We start from the raw sequence: 5,267 nt of genomic DNA, 5'->3' as shown, positions 1-5,267 counted from the left end.
GCCCCTGTGGTGGATTGGTGTTTGCTGGGTTTTGAATTTCTTTTTGGAGAGTTTGATCCTGGCTCAGGATGAACGCTGGCGGCGTGCTTAACACATGCAAGTCGAACGATGATGCCCAGCTTGCTGGGTGGATTAGTGGCGAACGGGTGAGTAACACGTGAGTAACCTGCCCTTGACTCTGGGATAAGCCTGGGAAACTGGGTCTAATACCGGATACGACCATTGCCCGCATGGGTTGGTGGTGGAAAGCTTTTGTGGTTTTGGATGGACTCGCGGCCTATCAGCTTGTTGGTGAGGTAATGGCTCACCAAGGCGACGACGGGTAGCCGGCCTGAGAGGGTGACCGGCCACACTGGGACTGAGACACGGCCCAGACTCCTACGGGAGGCAGCAGTGGGGAATATTGCACAATGGGCGAAAGCCTGATGCAGCGACGCCGCGTGAGGGATGACGGCCTTCGGGTTGTAAACCTCTTTCAGTAGGGAAGAAGCGAAAGTGACGGTACCTGCAGAAGAAGCGCCGGCTAACTACGTGCCAGCAGCCGCGGTAATACGTAGGGCGCAAGCGTTATCCGGAATTATTGGGCGTAAAGAGCTCGTAGGCGGTTTGTCGCGTCTGCTGTGAAAGGCCAGGGCTCAACCCTGGTTCTGCAGTGGGTACGGGCAGACTTGAGTGATGTAGGGGAGACTGGAATTCCTGGTGTAGCGGTGAAATGCGCAGATATCAGGAGGAACACCGATGGCGAAGGCAGGTCTCTGGGCATTAACTGACGCTGAGGAGCGAAAGCATGGGGAGCGAACAGGATTAGATACCCTGGTAGTCCATGCCGTAAACGTTGGGCACTAGGTGTGGGGGACATTCCACGTTTTCCGCGCCGTAGCTAACGCATTAAGTGCCCCGCCTGGGGAGTACGGCCGCAAGGCTAAAACTCAAAGGAATTGACGGGGGCCCGCACAAGCGGCGGAGCATGCGGATTAATTCGATGCAACGCGAAGAACCTTACCAAGGCTTGACATGGACCGGATCGCATCAGAGATGGTGTTTCCCTTCGGGGCTGGTTCACAGGTGGTGCATGGTTGTCGTCAGCTCGTGTCGTGAGATGTTGGGTTAAGTCCCGCAACGAGCGCAACCCTCGTTCCATGTTGCCAGCGCGTAATGGCGGGGACTCATGGGAGACTGCCGGGGTCAACTCGGAGGAAGGTGGGGACGACGTCAAATCATCATGCCCCTTATGTCTTGGGCTTCACGCATGCTACAATGGCCGGTACAAAGGGTTGCGATACTGTGAGGTGGAGCTAATCCCAAAAAGCCGGTCTCAGTTCGGATTGGGGTCTGCAACTCGACCCCATGAAGTTGGAGTCGCTAGTAATCGCAGATCAGCAACGCTGCGGTGAATACGTTCCCGGGCCTTGTACACACCGCCCGTCAAGTCACGAAAGTTGGTAACACCCGAAGCCGGTGGCCTAACCCCTTGTGGGAGGGAGCTGTCGAAGGTGGGACTGGCGATTGGGACTAAGTCGTAACAAGGTAGCCGTACCGGAAGGTGCGGCTGGATCACCTCCTTTCTAAGGAGCAAACGAGATCGCTGTCATGGCCTGCATGGGTTGTGGTGGTGGTTGAGTGTAGAACCCGCCTGCCAGGGCGTTCGTTCCTGGGGTGTGGTGCTCATGGGTGGAATATCGAAGAAACACATCCTCGTGATGGTTGGTGGGTTCCTGTGAAACAAGGGGGCCCGTTGGCTGGGGGTGCGGTTCCTGTACGGGTGCTGTGATGCTGGTGGTGAGTACGCCGCTGTGATGCCTTTTGGGTGTTGTGGTGGTTGGAAAGTTGTTGGTGTTGTGGTGGTGCGGGGGTTGTTGACACACTGTTGGGTCCTGAAGCAACAGGCCTGTCGCATGTCTCCTTGTGGGGGTGTGTGGTGGTTGTTGTTTCGTTTGGTTGCCCTGCTTCTGGAAGGCGTGCCCGGTTGGGTGTGTTGGATGGGGGTGTGGGGTTGTTGTTTGAGAACTGCATAGTGGACGCGAGCATCTTATAAGGCGAGCGTCATGGCCTGGGTGATCCCCTGTTGGGGGTTGTGTGGGTTGTGGTGTTTGTCTTGGTTTTTGTGTGGCCAAGTTTTTAAGGGCGCACGGTGAATGCCTTGGCATTAGGAGCCGATGAAGGACGTGGGAATCTGCGAAAAGCCTGGGGGAGTTGATAACCGAACTTTGATCCCAGGATGTCCGAATGGGGAAACCCGGCTGCCTGTTATGGGTAGTCACCCGCAGCTGAACGCATAGGCTGTGTGGAGGGAACGCGGGGAAGTGAAACATCTCAGTACCCGCAGGAAGAGAAAACAACATGTGATTCCGTGAGTAGTGGCGAGCGAAAGCGGATCAGGCTAAACCGGTCCATGTGTGATAGCCAGTGGGCGTTGCATGGTCGGGGTTGTGGGGTTGTTCCGTACCAGGGTCACTGACCTGGTCGGGTGTGAATGTGCTGACGTAGATGAACGGCTTGGGATGGTCGACCATAGAGGGTGAGAGTCCCGTAATTGTCGCGTTGATGCACCGCTCGAGGGATGATACCCGAGTAGCACGGGGCCCGAGAAATCCCGTGTGAATCTGTCAGGACCACCTGATAAGCCTAAATACTACCTAATGACCGATAGCGGACCAGTACCGTGAGGGAAAGGTGAAAAGTACCCCGGGAGGGGAGTGAAATAGTACCTGAAACCGTGTGCCTACAATCCGTCAGAGCAGGCTTGTACCTGTGATGGCGTGCCTTTTGAAGAATGAGCCTGCGAGTTAGTGTTACGTCGCGAGGTTAACCCGTGTGGGGAAGCCGTAGCGAAAGCGAGTCTGAATAGGGCGTTTGAGTGGCGTGATCTAGACCCGAAGCGAAGTGATCTACCCATGGCCAGGTTGAAGCGACGGTAAGACGTCGTGGAGGACCGAACCCACTTCAGTTGAAAATGGAGGGGATGAGCTGTGGGTAGGGGTGAAAGGCCAATCAAACTTCGTGATAGCTGGTTCTCCCCGAAATGCATTTAGGTGCAGCGTTGCGTGTTTCTTGCCGGAGGTAGAGCTACTGGATGGCCGATGGGCCCTACAAGGTTACTGACGTCAGCCAAACTCCGAATGCCGGTAAGTGAGAGCGCAGCAGTGAGACCGTGGGGGATAAGCTTCATGGTCGAGAGGGAAACAGCCCAGACCACCGACTAAGGCCCCTAAGCGTGTGCTAAGTGGGAAAGGATGTGGAGTTGCTTAGACAACCAGGAGGTTGGCTTAGAAGCAGCCACCCTTGAAAGAGTGCGTAATAGCTCACTGGTCAAGTGATTCCGCGCCGACAATGTAGCGGGGCTCAAGTACACCGCCGAAGTCGTGGATTTCAGATAGTAGACAAGCCTTCGTGGTTCAGTCGTCTGGAGTGGTAGGGGAGCGTCGTGTGGACGGTGAAGCCGCGGTGTAAACCAGTGGTGGAGACCACACGAGTGAGAATGCAGGCATGAGTAGCGAAAGACGGGTGAGAAACCCGTCCGCCGGATGATCAAGGGTTCCAGGGTCAAGCTAATCTGCCCTGGGTGAGTCGGGACCTAAGGCGAGGCCGACAGGCGTAGTCGATGGACAACGGGTTGATATTCCCGTACCGGCGAAGAACCGCCCATACTGAGCCCGGGATACTAACCACCCAATCCGCCTCCAGGAGCCTTCGGGCAAGTGGTGTGTGGTGAGGCTGGGAACTGATCGGGGGAGGTAAGCGTATTAACAGGTGTGACGCAGGAAGGTAGCTGAGCCGGGCGATGGTAGTCCCGGTCTAAGCAGGTAGGCCGTTCCCTAGGCAAATCCGGGGAACATTAAGGCTGAGACGTGATGGGACCCCACCTTGTGGGGGATTCAGTGATCCTATGCTGCCGAGAAAAGCATCGACGCGAGGTTCCAGCCGCCCGTACCCTAAACCGACACAGGTGATCAGGTAGAGAATACTAAGGCGATCGAGAGAATCATGGTTAAGGAACTCGGCAAAATGCCCCCGTAACTTCGGGAGAAGGGGGGCCCGGACTGTGAAGAGGACTTGCTCCTCGGAGCGGATAAGGGCCGCAGAGACCAGGGGGAAGCGACTGTTTACTAAAAACACAGGTCCGTGCGAAGTCGCAAGACGATGTATACGGACTGACTCCTGCCCGGTGCTGGAAGGTTAAGAGGACCGGTCAACACTTCGGTGTGAAGCCGGGAATTTAAGCCCCAGTAAACGGCGGTGGTAACTATAACCATCCTAAGGTAGCGAAATTCCTTGTCGGGTAAGTTCCGACCTGCACGAATGGAGTAACGACTTCCCTACTGTCTCAACCATGAACTCGGCGAAATTGCACTACGAGTAAAGATGCTCGTTACGCGCAGCAGGACGGAAAGACCCCGAGACCTTTACTATAGTTTGGTATTGGTGTTCGGAGTGGCTTGTGTAGGATAGGTGGGAGACTGTGAAGCGGACACGCCAGTGTTCGTGGAGTCATCGTTGAAATACCACTCTGGTCACTTTGGACATCTAACTTCGGCCCATAATCTGGGTCAGGGACAGTGCCTGATGGGTAGTTTAACTGGGGCGGTTGCCTCCTAAAAAGTAACGGAGGCGCCCAAAGGTTCCCTCAGCCTGGTTGGCAATCAGGTGTCGAGTGTAAGTGCACAAGGGAGCTTGACTGTGAGAGAGACATCTCGAGCAGGGACGAAAGTCGGGACTAGTGATCCGGCGGTACATTGTGGAATGGCCGTCGCTCAACGGATAAAAGGTACCTCGGGGATAACAGGCTGATCTTGCCCAAGAGTCCATATCGACGGCATGGTTTGGCACCTCGATGTCGGCTCGTCGCATCCTGGGGCTGGAGTAGGTCCCAAGGGTTGGGCTGTTCGCCCATTAAAGCGGTACGCGAGCTGGGTTTAGAACGTCGTGAGACAGTTCGGTCCCTATCCGCTGCGCGCGCAGGAAATTTGAGAAGGGCTGTCCTTAGTACGAGAGGACCGGGACGGACGAACCTCTGGTGTGTCAGTTGTACTGCCAAGTGCACCGCTGATTGGCTACGTTCGGATGGGATAACCGCTGAAAGCATCTAAGCGGGAAGCCCGCTTCAAGATAAGATTTCCATGACCCTTCGGGGTCGAGAGGCTCCCAGCAGACCACTGGGTTGATAGGCCGGACGTGGAAGCAGGGACTAACGACCTGTGAAGCTGACCGGTACTAATAAGCCGACAACCTGACCACACACCACACCCCACCCGGGTGTGGGTCAAAAA

General features: G+C 55.8%; 2 rRNA genes. Both read left to right on the top strand.

Annotated elements, in window-relative coordinates:
• Window positions 1–40 precede the first annotated feature (40 nt).
• Window positions 41–1,565: ribosomal RNA gene (locus tag AB6732_RS17030) — 16S ribosomal RNA — on the top strand.
• 543 nt (window positions 1,566–2,108) lie between these two features.
• Window positions 2,109–5,235: ribosomal RNA gene (locus tag AB6732_RS17025) — 23S ribosomal RNA — on the top strand.
• Together the 16S and 23S rRNA genes form the textbook arrangement of a ribosomal RNA operon.
• The last annotated feature ends 32 nt before the right edge of the window (window positions 5,236–5,267 follow it).

It is taken from the genome of Arthrobacter sp. RCC_34, from assembly GCF_041360795.1.
Lineage (GTDB): Bacteria > Actinomycetota > Actinomycetes > Actinomycetales > Micrococcaceae > Arthrobacter_E.
Note: the sequence above shows the minus strand (reverse complement) of the source record. Positions and strands in the feature narration are given on the sequence as shown.